The sequence below is a fragment of the Polyangium jinanense genome (assembly GCF_028435365.1).
The window spans coordinates 56,712-75,351 of record NZ_JAGTJJ010000057.1 but is presented as its reverse complement, the minus strand read 5'-3'; the positions used below and the strand labels follow the sequence as shown (position 1 = coordinate 75,351).

Genomic DNA, 18,640 nt, shown 5'->3' with positions numbered 1-18,640 from the left:
ATCCCGAACTCGGAAGTTAAGCTCCTTGGAGCCGATGGTACTGCTGGGGCGACTCAGTGGGAGAGTAGGACGCCGCCGGGTCTTTTTCTAAAGCCTGCAAGCATTCGCTTGCAGGCTTTTCTTTTTCCATTATCCCGATTTCAGTCGCCATGAACAACAGCTTTGGTCCCGTGTTCGCCCTCAGCGACGCGCTGCTCGAAGACATCGCCGCGCGTCGTCCTACCTCGGCCACGTTCTGGGCCGTACGGGGTCATGACCACGCCTGGGACGATTTCGGGCCCGAGGGCGCCGAGTCCACGGCGGCGATGCTGGCGAGTTATCGCCGGCAGCTCGACGCGCTCCCTGCACCCGAGCGAACCGAGGACCGGATCGCCGCGCGGGTCATGCGCGATTTCCTGGACGTCGAGCTCGATCGCATCGTTCAGGGCGATCACATCGCCGACCTCAACAACATTGCCTCCCCCTTCCAGCACATCCGCATGGTGCTCGATGTCATGGACACGAGCTCGCGGGCCGGCTGGGAGAGCATGATCACGCGCCTGTCGACGATCGATCGTGCGACTTCGTCGTATCGCAGAGCTCTCGAGGCGGGTCTTCGCCGTGGAAAGACCGTGGCCGTGCGCCAGGTCGACGCCGCTCTCGCGCAGGGACGCGTGCACGCGGGGGAGGCCTCTTTCTTCCGCACGCTTGCGCCCGCGTTCGCGCAGAGCAGCGCGTTCGACCCCGCCCTTGCCGGACCGCTCGAGTGCGGGATCGAGCACGCACGCCGTGCCTATGGCGAGCTGACCGAGTGGCTCGAGCAGACCTATCGCCCCGCCGCTCGAGCCGAGGATGGCGTCGGGGAGGAGGTCTACGCGCGCAAAGCACGGAGCTTCCTCGGTATTTCGATCGATCTACGCGAGACGTTTGCCTGGGGGTTCGCGCAAATCCGCGAGATCGACGCTCGCATGCGCGAGATCGCGGCCGAGATCCAGCCCGGCGCCTCCGTCGACGAAGTCATCCGCTTGCTCGAGACGGATCCGGCTCGATGTGCTCACGGCCCCGACGACCTCGTCCGTGTCGTCGCCGAGTGGCAGACGCGCGCCGTCGAGGCGCTCGCCGGCGTGCACTTCGACATCCCGACCCCCGCGCGTCGGGTCGATGTGAAGCTCGCGCCGCCCGGCAGCACGATCGGCGCCTATTACATGCCGCCTTCCGACGACTTCTCCAGGCCCGGCACCATCTGGTACTCCCCGGGTGAGCGAGAGCAGTTTCCGCTCTACATGGAGCTCAGCCGGGCTTACCACGAAGGATTTCCTGGACATCACCTGCAGCTCAGCATGCAGGTTTCCTTTCAACATCGCCTCTCGCGACAGCATCGCGTGGTCATGAGCGATTACCAGACGGGGTATGCCGAGGGATGGGCGCTCTATGCGGAGCGACTCATGGACGAGCTCGGTTTTCTGAGCAAGCCGGAGTACGTCCTCGGTCTGCTCGTCTGCCAGATGATGCGCGCTTGTCGCGTCGTCCTCGACATCGGCGCGCACCTCGGCTTGCACGCGCCTCCGGACGCGCCGTTCCGGCCCGGGGCGCGGATCGATTACGCCTATGGCGTCGAGATGCTCACCCGCGTCGGCCGTACGCCGCCGGATCACGCCGCGTCCGAGATGACGCGTTACCTCGGCTGGCCTGGACAGGCGATTGCCTACAAGGTCGGTGAGCGCGAAATCCTCGGCCTGCGCGATGAGCTACGCGCGCGCCAGGGCAGCTCGTTCGACCTCAAAACGTTCCATGCCGACCTTCTCGGCGTCGGCTCCGTCGGCCTCGGCGCGCTCCGCGAGCTCCTTCTTTCCTGAGCGTTTCCGGCGCGCGTGACTGCGCCGCGGGGCTTTCGTTAAGCTAGCCCCTCATGAGCCGGTCCCTCCTCGGCCGCCTTTCCCTTGCCGCGAGCTTCGCCGTCCTGGCCGCTTGCTCCCAGGACGAGGCCCCTCGGCCCCACGCCTCTCCCTCCGCCACGGCTGTCGCGAGCATGGCGCCCGCCGCTCCCTCCGCGGCGCCTGCGACCTCCGCGATCGCGCCTGCGACAGGCGGCCGCGACGGCAACGATCCCCTCTTCCACCCCGAGAAGGCGACCGAGAAGGCGCCCGACGTCTTCAAGGTGAAGTTCTCCACGACGAAGGGTGACTTCGTCGTGCAAGTGACCCGCGCCTGGGCGCCGAACGGGGCTGACCGTTTCTACAACCTCGTAAAACTCGGCTTCTACGACGGCGTCCGCTTTCACCGCGCGATCGACGACTTCATGGTGCAGTTCGGCATCCACCCCGAGCCTGCGGTGAACGGCGCCTGGTATCGCGCGTATTATCCCGACGATCCCGTGGTGAAGAGCAACCGCCGCGGCTTCGTCACGTTCGCGCACGCGGGCAAGGACACGCGCACCACGCAGATCTTCATCAGCTACGTCGACAAACAGGCACGGCTCGATACGCAGGGCTTCGCGCCGTTCGGCCAGGTCGTCGAGGGGATGAAGGTCGTCGACTCGTTCTACAAGGGCTACGGCGAGCTCGCGCCGAAGGGCAAGGGACCGAACGCGAGCAAGATCCAGCGCGAAGGGTACGGCTACCTCGACGCGAACTTCCCCAAGCTCGACGCGATCAAGGAAGCGAAGATCGTCCCCTAACGCGGCGGCCTTCGCACGACCTTCGGACCGTAAAGTCGGCGCCAGGAGAGAGACGTGCTCATGTAGGATGATCCTCGGGCCCTCGCGATGAGCTTCGTCAACGAGACCCGATACGCAGCGCTGCCCGTGCCACTCCTCGATCTCGAGGGGCGCGACGTGGTCGTCACGATCGTGAAGGCCACCTTCGTCGTCACCGATCGCGGCGAGCTCCGACCTGCCGAGGATCCGAGCCCGGTGCGCACGAGCGACGTCGCGCGTGAGCCCGACGATCCGCGATCGAGCCTGCTCTTTCCGAGCGACATCGGCCTCGAAAAGCCGGGCACCGACGTCGTCGTCGTGGGCGACGCCGTCGCGCCGCGGCCCGTGAAGGTGATGGATGTCGTGGTGCAGGTGAAGAAGCACCTCGCGCCGCTCCGCGTGCACGGACCGCGCGTGTACTACGACGGCGTGCTCGACGTCGCTGTCGGCCCTGCGGCACCGTTCGAGCGCGTGCCCATCGTCTACGAGAACGCGTACGGCGGCGCCTCCGAGGATCTCTCGGTCGTCGAGCTCGCGAACCCCGCGGGCGTCGGCGCCGCGTGCCGCGCCTCCGATCTGATAGGCAAGCGCGCGCCACAGATCGAGCATCCCGAGCGACCTCATACGACCGCTTCGGATCGGCACCCACCCATGGGATACGGCGCGATCCCGCCGCACTGGTCGCCGCGCCGCGAGCACGTCGGCACGTGCGGATCGCACTGGCAGAAGACACGCATGCCGATGCTGCCCGCGGATCACGATCCGCGCTTCGCCTGCGTGGCGCATCCGTCACTCCGATTCGAGGAGATGCTCGCGCCCGGGGATCCGGTCCGTGTCCTCGGCATGTCGCTCGCGCCGCTCGCGCTCGAGCTCCCGCGGCTCGCCGCGCGCGTGCATGCGCGGTTCGACGGCGGCGAGCGTGAGGAGCGACCCGTCCCGATCGACACGGTGATCGTCTTGCCGGCCGAACGCCGCCTGGAGATCGCGGGCCGCGTCGCCTTTGCTGCCGGCCGAGCACGTCGCGTGCTCCGCGCGCTCGAGGTGCGGGCCAATGCGTGACGAGGCAAGTGCCCCCGCGCAGGACGTCGTGCGAGCGCTCCCGCCGCTCGACACCGACATGCGCGCGTTTTTCGCCTTCTTCGGCGCGTTCTCCGAGGCGCCCGAGCCCCTCGCGTTCCTCGCCGATCGAGGCCTTGCCGAGGGCGACCTCTTTCATTTGCTCGGCTTGTGGCAAGCACGCATGTCGGCTGATCGCGCGTTGCAAAAGGACGCGCTTGGTCTGCTCGCCCGGCCCACGGGCGAGATCCCCGACGTGCAGGTGGGCCCGGCTCTCCCTGTCCAGGCGCCGGGCGATGCGTCGGCGCCCGGGAAGGTGCTCCTCGCGGCGACCTCGCTCGGCTTCCTCGTCGATCGCCCGGCCTTGCCCTTCGTCGCGCCCCCGGCGGACGCGCCGCCGCCTGCATTCCCCCCGCGCCTGCCCCGACCGGCGCCGAAGGGCCTCGGCGAGACGAGCATGGCGCTTCACCTCGACAAACCGGTTTTGCCTTTCGCGAAAAAGCCGGCGGCCGCCGCGCCGGAAGCCGTCCCGCCGAAACCGCTGAAAGGCCCCGCGCCTCCCTCGCTCGGCGAGACGAGGACGGCCGTGCATCTCTACAAACCGGCATTGCCATTCGCGGCCAAGGCGCTCGCGCAGACGGCCCTGACGTTTCAGGTGAACCCTCGGGTCCTGCCGTTCGGGTCCGAGCCGCCCCCACCGCCGCGCCCGCTCGGCGACACCGCGCCGGCGTTCCCTTCGGCCAAACCCGTCATGCCTTTCCCGGCGGCGGACAAACCGCCTGTCGCCCCACCAGCGCCACGCCCGGCGCCGAGCCTGCTCGCCGAGACCTCGCTCGCGCTCCCGATCAACCTCTCCGCCGTGCTCCCGTTCGTCAAGCCAACCCCGAGCGCTCCCGCCACGCGCCTTTCGATCGAGGCTTATGCCACGATGTGCGCCGAGATCTGGCTCGATCCGCCGGGCGCGCTCCGGATCATCGCGCGGTATGGGCTCTCGCCAGAGGCGAAGCGGGCCGAGGATGCCGCGTGGCAGGCGCGTTTCGCGGCGGAGCCGGCAACACGCGCGACGTGGGAGCGCCTCTCGATCGAGGCGGGGGCGCGCATTCGCGCGGGCCGGTAAGCGGCTCGTTCAGGGCGGCGGCGAGCGGGGCGGAAGATCGGGGTAATGGTTGTAGGGGCTCGGATATCCTCCGGCGGCCCAGCTATTCCATTTCCCGGAACGGGACGTGTCCGGGTAATAGGCGACGTCCGGCTCTTGGACCAGCCGGCTCGAATCCTGGACCCCGATGGGCGGGGCAATGTGCAACCCGGGCCCCCAGACGATCTCGCTCGGCGCGAAGACGCTCACCCGATATCGCGAGGCGAGTTGCGCCCCGACGGCGTCGGGCCTGCGCCCGGTATTGCAAGAGAAGAGCTTGAGGGGCACGTTCCTGTCCCAGTTCCCCGCCAGGATCAAGCGTTGCCCGAGGTCGTGCGGTGACATCTGCGTCCAGGACCCGTCCGCATGTTTCACGTGGACCGCGTCCACGGTCCCGTGCACGTAGACCTGATACGAGCCGATGTCGCGTCGCCCGCCCGTCATGCATTCCGCGGTGAACCTGTCGACCGTGGGGTTCCCGATCAGAACACATGCGAGCCCGAGCGGATCCACGTGCATCACCGGGCTCCCATTCCACGCGAAGAGGTTCGCCCCACCCTCGAGCCCCAGCGGATCCGGGCTCAAAAAGCGCATCACCTCCGGATCGAACCAGCGATACCGCACATAGGACAACCCCACGTCCTCGTCGTGATGATGCCCGAGCCTGCGCAAAAGCGGAGCCATCGACCGCCCCGACGGTCCTGCCTTGGCTTCGCTCCGCACGAGCGCACCCCACGCCGAATAAGAACCCGAAAAAGCGAGCCCGCCCGCCCCGTCGACGAGCTCCGTCGCCGCCCCGACGTGGTCCGCGAGCACTCCGTACACGATGTCTCCTTCACCCTGGAGCAGCGGCACCATCGTATCCGGATGATACACGAGCGTACGTTCGCCCCGCTCGGAATCGATTTCGGCGAGCAGGAGGTCCCCGTCCCAGAGATATTCCACGGTGCGGCGCGAGGGCAGGGGAGGGAGCTCCTCGCGCGACACGGGGCGAATGGGCCCGACGACCTCTTTTTTCACGCGCCGACCGAACAGATCGTACGTCATCAGGATCCGCGTCCCGTCGCCGCGCACGACCTCACGCAGATTGCCCCGACAATCCCAGAAATATTCGATCGTCTCGCCGGTGTCGAGCCGCTTCTTGCGGATACGTCGGTTCGCCTCGTCGTACGTGTATGCGGCGTTCGAGGTCCTCCGCAGCACGTTGCCCGGGCCCACGTCCCACCCGGCGCCCGCGGGTTCGACCGAGCCGGCGGCGTCGTATTCGAAGCGCTCCTCGCCCGCCTCGACGAGCTGCCCGACCTCGTCGTGCCGATAGCGCACGTCGCCCCAGCGCGCGTCCCGCTTGCCCGTGAGTGCCGACGACGCGTCCCACGTATACACGCGCGACACGAGCGCGCGGCCGTCCTTGCCTGCCCATTCTTGCGTGATGCGCCCGCGCACGTCGAACGCGAACCTCGCCTCGACGCCGGACCGCGCGAATCGAAAGCCAATCATGGCTCCCGCTGCATCCCGCCCGAACTCCACACGCTCGCCGCCGTGCTCGATCGCCGCCACGCGCCCCGCCTCGTCGTACACGTACCGCGTGACCTTCCCGCTCGGCAGATGCACGGCCGTGCGGCGATTGAGGGTGTCGTATTCGTACCGGATCGTCCCGGCGCTCTGCGTCGCCGACACGATCCGCAAGCCCTCGTCCCAATGCATCTCGACCGAAACTCTTCCAGCCGGATCCTCGAGTTCGTGCGTCACTTTGCGCGCGCCCTCGTCCCGCACGACCCTGCCTGCACCGTGGGGCGTGTCTTCCTCCACGAGCTCGTCGAGCTCGTTGTATCGATACACGCGCCACGTGCCGTCGGGCATCGACAGGCGCGAGACGAGGCCATTTCTACCATACGCCGCGCGAAGGATACGCCCGTCGAACGTGCGCATCTCCGTGACCCGGCCCAGGCGATCGTAGCGGAAATCGTAAAGCTCCGCCTTCGGGTTCTGGATCCGTTGGGGCCTTTCGAGCAAGTCGTGGCTCACGGCCCAGGCTGTTCCGTCCTCGTTCCGGACCTCGACGACCGAGCCCATGCCCGCGTGTCGGAACGTCGCTACCCGGCCGAGCTCGTCGGTACGGCGCGTCTTGCGCCCGAGCGCGTCATACTCGAAACGCACGCGCGTCCCGTCCGGATTCTCGTGCACGAGCACGCGCCCGAGCACGTCGAGCTCGCGCCGCGTCGTATTGCCATACGAATCCACGCACACGATGGGCCTCCCGAGCCCGTCGTACGTCCATTTTCGCACGAGCCCGCCAGCGAGGTGCTCCTCGATGCATTGGTGCCGGTCGTCCCAGACGAACCGCGCTCGGATCCCAGCAGCATCCGCGATCCTCACGAGCCGCCCGTGCTCGTCGTAATCGAGCGTGAGCCACATGCCGGCCGGGTATTTCACCGACGTGAGCTGCCCGCGCGCATCGTACCCATACTCCGTCACGCGCCCGCCCGCCACGCGCCGCACCACACGATCGTCCACGTGCACGAGCTCCGTCACACGCCCGAGCGGATCCGTGATGTTCACCAGATTGCCCCGGGCATCGTATTCGAAGCGGCTCGTGTTTCCGGCGGCGTCTTTCTCCGCGACGACGAGCCCGTCGTCGTCGATCTCCCACGTCCGCGCGGCCGATCCGTCATTCGTCGTGACCCCGAGCAGCGCGCCGTCCTTCGGCCGCCACGAGAACACCCGCGGCGAGAGCGTGCCCGAAAGCCTCGTCGTCCCCTGCTGCTCGTCGTACGTGATGTCGCCCGCGTGAATGCCACCGTCGCCGAAGGCACGGATGCAGCGGCCGGTCTCGGCGTCGTAAACGTAATGGAAGGACAGACCCGTCGGCAGCGTCTTCTTCAAGAGCCGCCGGCGCTCGTCGTAGCTGTACGTGACGTCGTTCCCGAGCGGATCCGTCACGCGGACGAGCTCGCCGCCTGCGTTGTAGCCGAACGAGATGGTCTGGAGGGGGGCACGCTCGTCACCGGGCGCGAAGACCGCGATACGCGTGAGATGACCCCTCTCGTCGTGCGTGAGCCGGACGATCCTGCCGGCCGTATCCACGAGCCGCACGAGCTTTTCGCTTTCGTAATCGAGCCGGACTCGCTGCCCCGAGGGATTCGTGATCTCCACGAGCCGAGCCCGCGTGCCTCCCTGCGAATGAAACACGCGGCGAATGCCTGTCGCGAGGGAGACGACCGAGGCTCCACCGCCGCGCGCGTCGAGAAGGACCTCGATCCGTTTGCGCCGATGAACGACCGTTTTTCCGGGCGATACGTTTCGCAGGACGAGCGTGGCGCCGTCCTCGCCGCGGAACCGGAGTTCTTCGCCCTCGACCTCGATCCACTGGTCGTACGCGTGGGTCCAGCCGCCGTGGCCGAGGGGTCCGTGTTCGGATGCGCGTGTGCTGTCGTAAGCCCTCGTCCACGTGATTGCGATGGGCCCCGGGAGGAAGACGTCGACATCCGTGTCCACAACGGAGCCCGAGACGACGGAGACCGGGTCGAGGATCACCTGCGAGCACGCGGCGAGCGTGGCCACGCTTCGGGCCGAGAGCACGTTGTCCATCGTGAAGAGCCGTCCGATCGCCTGCGCGATGAATGTCCCCTGGTACGGCACGTTCATGCGCACCATGTCATTCGTGCAGGCGACAGGTTTTCCGCCCGCGAGCACCGTGTGCTGCTCGGCGAAAGCGACCTCGCTATAGGCCGACGTCATGTGCGTGACGATATCACCGCCGGTGGGCTGGCCCGGTAGATTGCCCGGCGCGTGAATCGACATCACGCTGCCCTGCGTGAGGACGGGCCGGTATGCGATGAGCAAGTGATTCGAAACCCTCTGCGCCGTCGATGAATGCGACATGTACACGAAGGGCGCTGTGACGGGGCCCGCAGGCGGGGTCGGCGGGACGAGGCTCATGGCCGGCGTCGGCCCGGGGCAGAAATGCCCGCTGCCCGTCGTCGCGATCTTCATTCCACCGATCGACGCCATGACCTACGCCTTTCCTTTCGTGTCGCGCGCGGCCCGGAGGAGCGGGACGAGGCCCGCCTCCACATCGACGGCGTATCCCCAAACGGGCACGGGGTCGAGGCGCCCGAGGCGGGCCCGGAGCTCGTCCACGCGGCGGGCGAGGTCTCCGCGCGCAAGATCCCCCGACGCGCATTCATCGGCCACCACGACCGCCGAAGAGGGGAGGCCCCGGCGAAAACGGGCGGGAGGATCGAGGCGCATCGATGCAATCACGCGTCGCCAGGCCTTCGCGTCACGCATCTCCTCGGGCGGGAGCGCCGGCCCGAGCATGACGGCGAGCGCGTCCGCCGCCGCAAACGAGAGATCCTCGTCCGCCAGGCATTGCAGCAATCGTGGCAAGACCGCGGGAGAACCCCATCGCCCCGCGGCCGAGAGCAAAGCTGGGGTCGCGGTTTGTCGTGTGAAGAATGTTTCCGCTGCCCTCGCATCCTCGGGCCGACCTGCGAGCACGTAAAGCTCGCCGAGGAGTGGGCCGAGGCGCGCGGCGACGGCAGAATCCTCGAACGCGCGCCGGGCCTCGACGTCGCCGAGGATCGCAAGCTGCCGGGCCGCACGAAATGCATTCGCTCGATCCTCGACGAGAAGCGCGCTCCGGAGCGCCGCGATGAACGCTCGTTGCGAGGCCGCCGGCCGCGTCGCACAGGCGTCGAGGGCCGCCGCGCGTACGAGCGGAGATGCATCCGATAAAGAGCGTTGCACCTCCTCGTCCGTGAGCGCCCCGCGGGCCGCGAGGAACGAGAGCCCGATCGCGCGGGCGATGGGCCGCGTGGACGCATGAAGCGCCCGCCCGAGTGCGAAGAGCTCCGCGTGCTCGGAGAGAGAAAGCGCCTCAGCCACGAGCCGCGCGTGCTCCGCGGAGCCTTCGGGAAGCGCGTCGATCATCCACGACACGATATTGCTCGCGCCTGCGCCCATGGCCACGAGCGTCGCGCCGAACGTATGCCACGGGTCATCCAGGTGCTCGCGGAAGGAGGTGACGAGATGGCCGAGCGCCATTCTGCCGGAGGCATGGATCGCGTCGATGTGGCAAAGCAAGCGGCGCTCCATTTCGGGCACGCCTCGCCGCGGTGAACGCTCGCGCACCTTGCCCAGCATGCCGAGCGCCTCCGCGCAATGAGCCACGACCTCGGCGTAAAACCCCGGGAGCGACACGGGGCGAAGCCGCTCGCGATCCAGTTGCACCATCGGCGCCTCCGTGATCGGGTCCGGCAACGGTCGTTCGAGGGGAAGGATGTCGTTCGCCGGGGCGAGCGCCGCGTCGGGATCGAATGGCACCTCGTCGGCCTCTGTGGCGAGATCGCCCAGGGACGCATGTTCGTCCGGAGAAACCGCATGGAGATCCAAGCACCGCGGGCGTATCCGCTCCTCGAGCGGCCGGAGCGTATCCATCGCATTCGATTCCGCGCCGACGCCGAGCGCGAGCCCTCGCGTGCCGTCGCGTGAGATGGCCCAGGCGAGGATGGGGGCACCCGGCGGACAAACCCCGTGGCGCACCGAGGCGAACGCATGCGCGAGGGCCATCACGCCGGCCGCTGCGCCGACCTGCCCGATCTCGGCTTCGAGGCAGCCGCCGAAGGCCTCCGGGTGAAACATCGAAGCTTGCCGGGCCGCGCTCCATTGCCATTCTCGCGAACGGAGCGCGTCGACACGCTCTTGCCCGAAGACGGCGCGAATGGGAGCGCTTTCCGAGAGGCTTTCGAGCAGCCCCGTCAGCGCTGCCCCGTCCACGGGTTCGTCATCGTCGTCCGTGCCCCGACCGAGGGCCGTCTTGCTCGTGAGGATCGTGCCCAAGGCGCCCGTCTTCATGTCCCGTGCGAGGACGAGCGCTCCCGCGCCCTCCGCGGGCCAGAGCCGCGCCGGCGCGAACGGGCCCGGAGGCCGCGCAGCGAGCGCGGCCGCCCGATCCACATGAAAAAACGAATCCACGCCGAGGAGCCCCGCGCCCTGGAAACGCGGGTACGACGCGATCCGCGTGAGCGCATCGAACGCGCCCGCCGCGCCCACGAAACGCTCGATGGCCGCCGCCGATGCGAGCGCGGCGATTCGCCTCGCCACATCGTCGAGCGCGGCCTCCGAGAGGCCCTCGCACGGAGCCGGCAAACAAAGAAAGAGAGGGAGCCCCGATCTGGGCCGCGCCTCTTCGAGCGCGAGGCGAGCGAGCGCGACGAGCCGGTCCGGGAGGCGGAGGTCTGGCGGGACGAACCGCGCATAGCCGACCTGGAAAGGCCGTCCGTCCGCGAGCACGAAGGGCGCGGGCGCGGGCGGCGGCGCGTTCGCACGCGGGAAAAACACGTGATCCTGGGCGAGCGCACCCGCCGGAGAACAAAGACCGAGGCCAACGACCGAGAGCGTCACTTGTGCGTCAATTTCCCCGCTTCGCGCGATTGTCCCTTGATTCGAATCGTGGGCGCTTTGATCGTGACCCCGCCGCCGGACGCCGAGATTTCCGCCCCGCCGCATTTGAAGGTCACGGTCCCGCCCGAGAGCGTCAAGTCACCCCCGACCGAGAGCGAGAGCGACGCTTGCGCCGTCATGCGATACTCGCCGCCTGCGCTCACCTCGCGCGCGCCGCTCACGTCGCTCTGCACGAGGCCCTTTACCTTGCGTGCGATGTTTTTGGCGCTCGTGAGCGATAGCGATCCGAGCGATTCGTTCATCGCGCCCGCCACCTGCATGCCGGCCTTCGTCGTCTCCGTCGTGTGGCTGCCATTCACGAGCATCGTCGAGGGGCCGAGCGTCACCCACGAGACGGCGCCCGGCGTCATCACGGCATACACGCCGCCGACCATTTCCGAATAAGGTCCCTCGACGAGCGTCGCCCGGTGTCCCGGCCCCGGGCCCCCCTTGCCGCTCGCCCCGCTCACGCCCGATGCGCCTCCGCCCGCCGCGACTTCGCCCTCGGGAGGACGGCCGTGATCCCAGGGCATCGGCTTCGACGAACCGGTCACGCTCGCGAGGATCGCATCGCCGCCCGGCACCATCGAGGCGGCCATCCCGGCCAAACCCATTCCGGCCGCCGCGGCCGCGCCCTTTTCGGCGCCCGCGGAAAATCCCTCGATGGCGGCCCGGCCCACGCCGAGCCCCGCCGCCACGATCGCGCCCGCCGTCCCGCGCGAGCCCACGCCCGCGAGCGCCGTGGAAAAGAGCAGATTCGCGGCGCCCTTCACGGGGCTGCCCACTTGCTCGGCGAGCATTCCGCCCACGGAGACGGCCTCCGTCCCTTTCACCTGCGTGACGAAGCTCCCGCCCGCGGTCTGCTTTTGCGTCGCGCCCACCGTCACCGTGCGCGACCCGTACGACGCGGACCACCCGAGGTGCACGCTCACCGTCTCGTCCGCGCCGACCGAAGACGTCACGCTCCCCAGGACCTCGGCATTCTCGTTTTTCCGGGTCTCCGTGCGCGAATCGCCGTACACATGGTCGTCCCGGCCAAACGGCGCGGAGAAAAGCATGTGTTGCCGGCCCGCGGCGTCGTCGAGCTGAATCGTGGTGCGCGCGGCCGCGCCAGGGGAACTGTCGGTCGCGAGCACGCTCGCCGTCTTGTTCGCGGGCAGCGGCAACGGCGGGAGCTGCTTTCCATTGTACGAGCGCCCGAGGACGATCGGGCGCTCGGGATCGCCGTCCTCGAAGGCGACGAAGACCTCCCAGCCCACGCGCGGCAGGACGAAGCCAGCCGGCGCCTCGGGCTGCGTCACGCGCACGGGAAGGCTGCTTCGGTGATCCTTCGGGCCACGCACGTCCCAGTGGAATGCGACGTGGACGCGGCCGAGCGCGTCGGTGTCGATCTCCTGGCCCGGCGCGCCCGTGACGGTTGCGGATTGCACGCCGTCGATGCGTGGCTTCGGTGTGACGCGTGGCAATCGGAACGGGATGTTCTTCGGAATGGCCTCCACCGTGGCTTCGAGCGCGGGCTCGTCGGCGCTCCACGTGATCGTGGTTGCCACGACGAACCATACGCCGGAGGCGCGCGCGTGGCCGAAGGCTCGATCCGATTCGACGAGCGTGACCGCGCGCCCGGGCGCGAGCGCGAGCGCATTCGTTCGCAGCGCGAGCGTCGAGGTATCCGCGCGCAGGGATTCGAGCCGCCGTCTCGCGGCCCGTTCCCCGGCCTCGCCCGAGCGGAATCCGCCCGGCGCCTCGTAGATCTCGTTCTTTTGCTCGACGCTCGATCCGTCCGCGGCCATGCCTTCGAGCTTCAGGTCAGGCCGCTCGGGATCATGATCGCGCAACATCACCTTTCCCGGACGACGCTGCCGCGCGGCCATGACGGGCGTGACGAACGGCCGCGATTCGCTTGCCGTCGCCCGCGTGACGATCGCAATCGGCTCGGGATACGCGTCACCCGCGCGCGTCGAGTCGTCCTCGATCACGAGCACCTCGGTGCCGTCGTTTTCCTCGAACCGAAAGGAAAGCCCGTGCTCCTCGCAGAGGCGGCGGACGAACGTCGCATCCGTCTCGTCGTATTGAATCGACCAGTCGAGTGGCGGATACGTTTCCGTCAGTCGCACCTCGATCCGCTCGTATCCCGCGGCCTGCGCGAGCTCGGTGATGATCTCGGGCGCGCTGCGGTCGCGGATCACCCGCGGAAAACGCCGCAACTCCAGCAAGGCGAGGCGCGGGCGCACGGTGGCGCGGTAGATGCGCTCATGTCCATGATCCGTCGCGACCAGGACGAACCGCATCACGATGCCCGCAAATCGCCGCTCTCCCGCCGTGGTCTCGAACCGCAGCACGCACGCCCCGCGCAGCACGTGCGAGGGCAGCACGACGGGGGAGGAGGGACCCGAAAAATCGAGATCGTAACTCCCGATTTCGCCGAGGCGCTCGCGCCCTGCGACACGCACGAGGCGGAGCGGCGGATCCCCAGGGAGCGCGGCGGAGACGCGGGTCACGGCAGCTCCACCCGCGCCGCGAAAATGCGGACGAGCGCGGCCATGTCGATGACGAGTTTGTCCCCTTCGAGGCGAAGCGCGCCGCCCGGCTCGAACGCGAGGGATCCGCCGGGGACTTCGAGCACGATCGATTGATCGGCACGGACGCGCAGGTGCTTCGCTTCGAGCGCGAGCGTGCCGCGTTCGTCCTTTTCGATCGCGCTCGCGACCTGGAGCGCGCCCGCGATCCGGGGCCCGTCCGGCCCGTCCACGAGCACGACCGTACGCCCGCCTCGCAAGCATTCCTCGGCGAAATCGGGCGCGACAGCGCCGTCGAGGCGCGCCGTGAGATGGCGGCCCGAGGCGAGGCGGACCCGATAGACGCGTTCGTCGCCGTCCGCCGAGGCCGCCATGGCCATTTCGATGCGGCCGGGATGTAGCCCCGGGCCGAGCAGGGGGCTTGCCTTGCTTCGCCCGCGCCGCGCGCTTTTTCCTTCAGCCATACCGAGACACTCCTCCCTCGACGCTCGCGACCGAGCCCTGGAAATCGCCCTGGATCTCGATCGTGCCCGGGGTCATCTGGATCGTCATTCCGCCCGCTTTGACGACGAGCCGCGCCTTGGCCTCGATCGCGACCTCGGCGCCTGCGATCGTCGCATTCCCTTTCACCGCGTGCGATAGCGTCCCGAACGATTCGGCCACGTTGCCGCCTGCCTTCACGTTGCGCGACGCATGACTCTCCGCATACACGCCGAGCACGTCGAGCCCATATCCGTTCGCCGTCACCGTCATCGGGCCGCTGACCTTCACGACGGCCGCCCCGCCCACCGCGATCACCTCGGAAATCCCTGCGGTCGTGTTCATCGATCCGCCGACGATGAGCGTCCCGGCGCCTTCCGTGTGCACGCTCTGGTGTTCGAGCGGCGCCTCGGTCTTCGCCCCGCCCACGATTCGTACGAGCCGCGGCGCCTTCGTCACGGAATCGCCGCCGATCGAAAAGAAGCGCGCACCGCCCACCGAAATGCTCTCCGCGCTCGCCCACACGGCGTGATCCGCGTCCGTCGTGACGGCGCGCTCGGCGCCCACCGAAAGCGAATGCGCCCCGTCCACGGCCGTGTTCAGGTTCTCCTTGACGAACAGCTCCCGCGACCCACCCACCACGCGCCCGAGATCCCCCTGCACCACCGAGACCTTGTCGTTCTCCGAGAGCTCCTGGTAATCGCCGGACGATTGAATCGAGAGTTGTTCCGTTCCGGCGGCGTCGCTGATGCGAAGGAAATGGCCCCGCTCGCCGGCCGGCGTGGTCTTCGTCCCGAGGTGCGTCTCGACCTTCTGCGCCGGCAAAACGAGGGGCGGCGGATCGGCGCCATTGTAAAGGCGACCGAGCACGAGGGGCACCTCGCACGCGTCGTCCGCGAAGGCAACGACCTGCTCCCAGCCCACACGCGGGTGGAAGGCCGAGCCCGCGAGGGCCGGCTCGACGACGCGCGCCGGCCCGGCGAACGCATCCCAGCGGAGCACGAGCGAGGTGCGTCCGTGCGCGTCCACCGCAATCTCCTCCCCGGACGGGCCGCGCACGCGCGCCGTGCTCACACCCCCGCGCGGAGGCGTACGCGTGCGGGCGGGCCGATAGGTCGAGGAGGCCGGTACGGCGCGGAAAACCGCGTGATGCACGAGGCCGTCTCCCTCGGGGTTCAGGCTCGCCTCGTGAATCACGGAGAGCACGAGGAATCGGCCATTTTGCGCCGCGACGGGTGATTCCTCCACGGTCACGATCGAGCCGGCCGCGACGAGGGGCGTCGTCGCTTCGCCTTCCAGCACGGTCGCCTCTCGACGACGTTCGCCGAGCCGGATTGCCGCGAGCTCGCTCGCCTCCGCGGGCGAACGTGCATCGCGGGAGAGCTCGTACCATTCGAGGGAACCCTCGCCGCTCTCGCCCGCGATGTCGAGCTCCGGTCGCTCGTAATCATAGCCCCGCACGTGGGCCACGTCGCTCGCCGCGCGCCGCACGAGCCGCGCGGCGCGGAGGGAAGGGCCTCCCTCGAGCCCCGCGTCTTCGCGGTGGCGCAGGACGAGCCCGTCGTCGTCGAACGTCCCCGGCTCGTCGGCGATACGCACGGCGTCACGCTCGCCCGTGCATGGATACCACGACAAACCTTCTTCGGCGAGGACCCGCGTGACGAACGAGAGATCACTCTCGAACGATTGCAGCCGGTGCGCCCGCGTAGGCGGTGTGCGCCGCGCACGGTTCTCGAAACGAAATCCGTGCCTCTCGAAGAAGCTGCGCGCGACCTCTACGGCGCTCGTGAATCCAGGGGCGCCCCAGTATCCACGCCCGCCTTCCGCCTCCGCAACGCGATGCACGAGGACGATCACGCTGTGCCCCTCGTGATCCTCGACCCGATCGACGATCCCCTCGAAACGCCGCGCATGCTCGCCGACGCCGAGGACGAGCCACGCGCGCTCTCCAAGAATATCGAGGCCAACCGCGGAGACGGCCTCGCCACGTTCGGAGATCTCGCAATGGATGCGCGCGACGAACGGCGCGCCCACCCGCTCGTCGACGGTGCACGCGCGGGCGACGAACGCGAGGGAAACACCGTCCACGCCAAGCTCGATCCACGAGCGCTGGTTCATCCGCCCACCTCGCCGCCCTGGTCCCGCTTGACCATTCCCTCGATCGCCGTCGTCCCGCTCTTCGCGCGGATCGCGCCGCCCGCGACTTCCAGGGCTCCGGCCGTGAGCGTGCCGGAGACGTCGATCGTGATCTGCGGCGCCGCAATGCTGAATTTCCCACCCGCCCGCAGCTCGACCTGCCCCGACGCGAGTTTGCCCGTCGGCGCCGCGATCCCGTGATCCGCCGCCGCGCTTTCCGTCACCGCGCCCGCCGCGCTCCGCTTGCCGCCCTTCACCGACTCCGAATACGCCCCGGCGCACGTGACGGTGCGCGCGCCGCGACAAACGTACGTCCGCGCGCCCGCCACGCTTTCCGTCACCGAGAGTCCCGCCGAGACGAGCTTCGAGCCACCCACGATACGCGAGAAGGTTCCCGTCGTCTTCGTGTTCGACTGGTTGCATTGCAGCACGTACGCGCCGCCGACGGACTCCTCGTATCCCCCGCCGCAGAGGACCACGCGGTTCCCCGTCACCGCGATGATCTCGGTCGCCATCGATTCCGCATTCGCGCCGTCCACGGCGATGTGAATGGGTTTGCCGACGTCCACGTGCTGGCTCCCGCCGATCGTCACGTCCTCCGCGCCGGCCACGTGCGCCGCGAGGCCGAGCCCGACCACGTGCGCCTCGTCGCCGTCCGTCGTCTGCGTGTAATCGCCGCCCACGCGCACGCTGAGGTCGCGGCTCGCGTGCACGAAAAACGCCTCCACGCCCGCGTCGTCGCCGAAGCGGATCTCCTGCGTCGTGCCGTCCCCGGGGCTCGTCCACGATTGCAAGGCCGTGACCGCGCGCGCCGAGGGAAGGACGTACGGATGCACCGCCGTCGCATTGTAGAGGCGGCCGAGCACGAAAGGCCGATCGGCGAGGCCGTCGAGGAACGAGACCGCCACCTCGAAGCCGACACGCGGGATCATCATCGCGCCGCCGAGCGGCCATTGCATCGTGCGGATCCAGGACGACGACCGATCGTCCGTGATGCCCGATCGATCCCAGAGAAACCGGACTTTTACACGTCCGAGCGGGTCCGTGTGGACCTCCTCGCCGGGCGGACCCGTGACGACCGCGTTTTCGACGTGGTGAATGCGCGGCTCCTTGAGAATCGCAGGCCGATACGGTGGGCGTTCCTCGCCACCATCGCCCTGCGTGGGCCGGAGGACGACCTCATTGCGATAGGGCGACCCTTTCCCGCCGCCCTGGAGCGGCCGGGCAAACCCGTGACGGACCTCCGAGACGAGGAACCGTTGGTCGAAGAGATCCGCGCCGCCGCCCGCGACTTCGACCAGCCGGCCGGGCCGGAGGCGCATGCAATCGCTCGTCGCCGTGACCTTCACCTCGTCGCGGCGGAGCTGTTCGAGCCTGCGCCTCGCCCGCGCCTCGGCCGCGCGCGCGTCGGGTACACAAGCCGGGTACTCGAGCCATTCGAGCGCGCCCTCGCCGGCCTCGCCGTCGAGGTAGACGTCCGGGTGATCCACGTCGAAATCGCGGACGAACACCCGATCATGGGACAACCCCGCCTCCCACGCGAGCGAGAGGAGCGCGCGCACGCCCCTCACGCGCGTGGCGCCCGGTCCAGCGAAGGGCAGGCGCGGATCGCCGTCGATCCCGTCGTGCGAGGCCGTCCCGTCGCCGAAGAGCACGCGCCACGCGCCGTCCTCGTCCGTCTCGGTCCAGAACGAGATGCCCTCGCGCGCGAGCAAGCGGCGCACGAAATCCCACTCGGCCTCGCCATGCTGCGTGCAGAGCGGATACAGCGGGTATTCGCCCGAGAGCCTCGCCACGATCACGTCCCGCGGCACGCCCGCGCCCGCGAGGACCTCGGTGACGACCTCCTCGGAAGTCTTGTCCCGAAAAACCCGATACCCCGCCCGGAGCGCGAGCGGCGCGAGCGGATCCGCGAGGCGGAGCGAGAGCACACGATCGCGGCCGCGGCCCGCCTCCTCGGCCACCTCCATCACCACGAGCTGGATCGCGCGCGCCGTGCCCTCCTCGGGATCGGAGAGCACGAGGACGCACGGGGCCCGGACGAGGGATGCCGGATCGACCTCACCCGCGGCGACCACGACGATCTCGAACGACGAGAGGTCGTCCATGATTTCGCGTCCGTCGAGCGAGAGGACCACGTTCTCGCCGAGGGGCTCGCAGACGAAGGCGACGTCCTGGGTCGTCACGAGGCACGAATCT

Annotated in this window: 10 protein-coding genes and 1 rRNA gene; 5 read left to right on the top strand and 6 right to left on the bottom strand. The window is 68.9% G+C overall.

Annotation, left to right across the window (positions count from 1 at the left end; genetic code table 11):
• The 5 genes from rrf to KEG57_RS45260 form a co-directional block, all read left to right on the top strand.
• Nucleotides 1–81 (top strand): 5S ribosomal RNA (rrf, locus tag KEG57_RS45280); the annotation flags it as partial.
• 68 nt (nt 82–149) lie between these two features.
• Nucleotides 150–1,835: a DUF885 domain-containing protein gene (locus tag KEG57_RS45275; protein WP_272427314.1), complete on the top strand. Its 1,686-nt coding sequence runs from the start codon at nt 150–152 to the stop codon at nt 1,833–1,835.
• A gap of 53 nt (nt 1,836–1,888) precedes the next feature.
• Entirely contained in the window at nt 1,889–2,656 is a 768-nt protein-coding gene (locus KEG57_RS45270; protein ID WP_272427313.1) for a peptidylprolyl isomerase, read from the top strand.
• 87 nt (nt 2,657–2,743) lie between these two features.
• Nucleotides 2,744–3,733: a DUF2169 family type VI secretion system accessory protein gene (locus KEG57_RS45265; protein WP_272427312.1), complete on the top strand. Its 990-nt coding sequence runs from the start codon at nt 2,744–2,746 to the stop codon at nt 3,731–3,733.
• Entirely contained in the window at nt 3,726–4,847 is a 1,122-nt protein-coding gene (locus KEG57_RS45260) for a hypothetical protein (RefSeq protein WP_272427311.1), read from the top strand. The genes KEG57_RS45265 and KEG57_RS45260 overlap by 8 nt, the downstream gene beginning before the upstream one ends.
• A 9-nt stretch (nt 4,848–4,856) precedes the next feature.
• On the opposite strand, the gene KEG57_RS45255 is transcribed toward KEG57_RS45260, so the two are convergent.
• From KEG57_RS45255 to KEG57_RS45230, 6 genes are read right to left on the bottom strand one after another with little or no spacing between them, the layout of a single operon-like run.
• Nucleotides 4,857–8,876: an RHS repeat-associated core domain-containing protein gene (locus KEG57_RS45255; RefSeq protein WP_272427310.1), complete on the bottom strand. Its 4,020-nt coding sequence runs from the start codon at nt 8,874–8,876 to the stop codon at nt 4,857–4,859.
• A 3-nt stretch (nt 8,877–8,879) separates the two neighbouring features.
• Complete coding sequence (locus KEG57_RS45250; RefSeq protein ID WP_272427308.1) at nt 8,880–11,207, bottom strand: hypothetical protein; 2,328 nt, start codon at nt 11,205–11,207, stop codon at nt 8,880–8,882.
• Nucleotides 11,208–11,266: 59 nt separating this feature from the next.
• The gene (locus tag KEG57_RS45245) at nt 11,267–13,807 is read right to left on the bottom strand and encodes a type VI secretion system Vgr family protein (RefSeq protein ID WP_272427306.1); all 2,541 of its coding nucleotides are present in this window, start codon (nt 13,805–13,807) and stop codon (nt 11,267–11,269) included.
• Nucleotides 13,804–14,289: a hypothetical protein gene (locus KEG57_RS45240; protein WP_272427304.1), complete on the bottom strand. Its 486-nt coding sequence runs from the start codon at nt 14,287–14,289 to the stop codon at nt 13,804–13,806. Before KEG57_RS45240 ends, KEG57_RS45245 begins: the two co-directional genes overlap by 4 nt.
• Nucleotides 14,282–16,423, bottom strand: coding sequence for a type VI secretion system Vgr family protein (locus tag KEG57_RS45235; RefSeq protein ID WP_272427302.1), 2,142 nt, complete (start codon nt 16,421–16,423; stop codon nt 14,282–14,284). Before KEG57_RS45235 ends, KEG57_RS45240 begins: the two co-directional genes overlap by 8 nt.
• A complete protein-coding gene (locus KEG57_RS45230; protein ID WP_272427300.1) occupies nt 16,420–18,627 on the bottom strand; it encodes a type VI secretion system Vgr family protein in 2,208 nt (735 codons plus the stop codon). Before KEG57_RS45230 ends, KEG57_RS45235 begins: the two co-directional genes overlap by 4 nt.
• Nucleotides 18,628–18,640: the final 13 nt, after the last annotated feature.

Excerpts from the sequence above, each read along its gene's own strand:
- KEG57_RS45275 (WP_272427314.1), top strand. The coding sequence starts at position 150 with ATGAACAACAGCTTTGGTCCCGTGTTCGCCCTCAGCGACGCGCTGCTC.
- KEG57_RS45270 (WP_272427313.1), top strand. The coding sequence starts at position 1,889 with ATGAGCCGGTCCCTCCTCGGCCGCCTTTCCCTTGCCGCGAGCTTCGCC.
- KEG57_RS45265 (WP_272427312.1), top strand. The coding sequence starts at position 2,744 with ATGAGCTTCGTCAACGAGACCCGATACGCAGCGCTGCCCGTGCCACTC.
- KEG57_RS45260 (WP_272427311.1), top strand. The coding sequence starts at position 3,726 with ATGCGTGACGAGGCAAGTGCCCCCGCGCAGGACGTCGTGCGAGCGCTC.
- KEG57_RS45255 (WP_272427310.1), bottom strand. The coding sequence starts at position 8,876 with ATGGCGTCGATCGGTGGAATGAAGATCGCGACGACGGGCAGCGGGCAT.
- KEG57_RS45240 (WP_272427304.1), bottom strand. The coding sequence starts at position 14,289 with ATGGCTGAAGGAAAAAGCGCGCGGCGCGGGCGAAGCAAGGCAAGCCCC.
- KEG57_RS45235 (WP_272427302.1), bottom strand. The coding sequence starts at position 16,423 with ATGAACCAGCGCTCGTGGATCGAGCTTGGCGTGGACGGTGTTTCCCTC.